This is a genomic window from Inquilinus limosus MP06, from assembly GCF_000767795.1.
Taxonomy (GTDB): domain Bacteria; phylum Pseudomonadota; class Alphaproteobacteria; order DSM-16000; family Inquilinaceae; genus Inquilinus; species Inquilinus limosus_E.
The window spans coordinates 1-2014 of sequence record NZ_JANX01000824.1; the positions used below are offsets into that span (position 1 = coordinate 1).

Annotated in this window: 4 protein-coding genes; 2 read left to right on the top strand and 2 right to left on the bottom strand. The window is 70.6% G+C overall.

The genetic code is table 11. The annotated features are described in order from the left end of the window. Positions 1–418 (bottom strand): LysR family transcriptional regulator (locus P409_RS32825; RefSeq protein ID WP_034848599.1); only part of this gene is annotated, 418 nt, incomplete at its 3' end. 93 nt (positions 419–511) lie between these two features. Between P409_RS32825 and P409_RS32830 the strand changes: the two genes are divergently transcribed. Next, positions 512–1372 (top strand): NAD(P)H-dependent oxidoreductase, encoded by an 861-nt coding sequence (locus tag P409_RS32830; protein WP_052121666.1) that lies wholly within the window; start codon positions 512–514, stop codon positions 1370–1372. Here the strand turns inward: P409_RS32830 and P409_RS39625 are convergent. Beyond that, a complete protein-coding gene (locus P409_RS39625; protein ID WP_052121667.1) occupies positions 1314–1727 on the bottom strand; it encodes a nuclear transport factor 2 family protein in 414 nt (137 codons plus the stop codon). The genes P409_RS32830 and P409_RS39625 overlap by 59 nt on opposite strands. A 96-nt stretch (positions 1728–1823) precedes the next feature. Between P409_RS39625 and P409_RS39630 the strand changes: the two genes are divergently transcribed. Beyond that, positions 1824–2014: AraC family ligand binding domain-containing protein (locus tag P409_RS39630; protein ID WP_034848601.1), on the top strand; the 191-nt coding region annotated here is incomplete at its 3' end.

Sequence of the window (2014 nt, forward strand, 5' to 3'; positions counted from 1 at the left end):
GCACCAGGTCGACATAGGCGTCGGTCAGGTTGAGGTCGACGGCGATGCCGGGATGGAGGTCCTGGAAGGCGAAGACCAGCCGGCTGACCTGCAGCACGCCGAAGGCCGCGGTGCAGGAGATCCGGATGGTGCCGGACGCGGCGCCGCACGCGGCGCGCGCCGCATCCCCCGCCTGCTCCACCAGCCGCAGGATCTGGACGCAGTCGGCGTGGTAGCGGCGGCCCTCGTCGGTCAGGGTCACGCGCCTTGTGGTGCGGCTGAGCAGCGGCACGCCGACCGCCTGCTCCAGCTCCCGCAGATGCCGGGTGATGGTGGACTGGCCGACCCGCAGCTCGCGCGCCACCGCCGACAGGCTGCCGCGCTCGGCGACGCGGACGAAGCTGCGCATCCGCTCGAGCGAGACATCCGGCCTATCCATTTTTCGGCACAATCCTATTCATTATCGACATGTAGCGGATCGATGCGCCGGTCGCCACCTGAGAGGTCGGTTTTCGTAAAAGGATCCCTGACCATGAAGGTGCTGCTGGTTTTTGCCCATCCCGAACCTCGCTCGCTGAACGGCGCCCTGCGCGACGTCGCCATCCAAGAGCTGGAGGCGCAGGGCCACGAGGTGCGGGTGTCGGATCTCTACGCCGAGGGCTGGAAGTCCGAGGTCGACCGCGCCGACTTCCCGGCCCTGGCGGCCGACGAGCGCCTGATCGCGGTCGCGGCGTCCAAGGCGGCGTTCGAGACCGGCACGCTGACCGAGGACGTCAAGGCCGAGATCGAGAAGCTGCTGTGGGCCGACGCCCTGATCCTCCAGTTCCCCCTCTGGTGGTTCGGCATGCCAGCCATCCTCAAGGGCTGGGTCGACCGGGTCTTCGCCTACGGCTTCGCCTATGGCGTCGGCGAGCACAGCGACCGGCGCTGGGGCGACCGCTACGGCGAGGGCACCCTGGCCGGCAAGCGCGCGATGCTGATCGTCACCGCCGGCGGCTGGGAGGAGCACTACGCCGCCCGCGGGATCAACGGGCCGATCGACGACCTGCTGTTCCCGATCCATCACGGGATCCTGTACTACCCGGGCTACGACGTGCTGCCGCCCTTCGTGGCCTACCGGGTCGACCGGCTGACCGAGGCCGGCTTCGAGACCGTCGCCGAGAGCCTGCGCGAAAAGATGCGGACGCTGGCCACCACCCCGCCGATCCCTTATCGGCGGCAGAATGGCGGCGACTACCTGATCCCGAGCATGCAGCTGCGCCCCGGCCTCGAAGATCCGGGGGCGGCCGGCTTCGCGCTCCATGTGAACGGGGCTGCGGCGGAACGCAGAGGGTTCACTCCGCCGCCCGCGCGAGATCCCGCAAGCCGGGATCGCCGGACAGCACGCGGGTGACCTCGCTCACCCGGGCCAGCCGGCCGCCGCGCAGCGTGCCGAACAGGTAGACCTCGATCGCCGCGCCATGGCCGTCGGCATCCACGACCTCGACCACATGGCGGTCGGCGATGGCATCGCCTTGGCGGACGGCGTCGAGCACGGTCACCTCGATCGACCGGATCGAGCCGGCGACGTGGCGGATATGCGCCTCGAACCGGACGCGGTCGCTGCGCTCGCCGTCGGTCACCTGCTCGTAATCGTCGGTGAAGAACTCGGGGATGCGGCCGGGATCGGCGAAGACGGCGCGCAGCATGTCGGCGAGGCGGCGCTTCAGCGCCTCGCTGTCGCAAGGGTCGGCGAACGGGGCGGGCATCGGGCTCTCCTTCCATGCGGGATGGCCGGATGCTACGAGAGGCGGAGCCGGCCCGCTGCCGACAGAGGGCCAGAGATCATTCGCATCGGGCCAACCATGGCGCCATCGCCCACGGACGCCGAGCCGCTGCGCCTGCGGCATGAGGACGGCCACCGCACCCCGGAGCACGCGCATGAGCGCGGCCAGGTCTTCCTGGTCGCCGGCGGCGCCCTGCTGCTGACCACGGCAGCCGGGACCTGGGCGATGCCGGCCGGCCATGTCGCCTGGATCCCGCCCGGGCTGCGCCA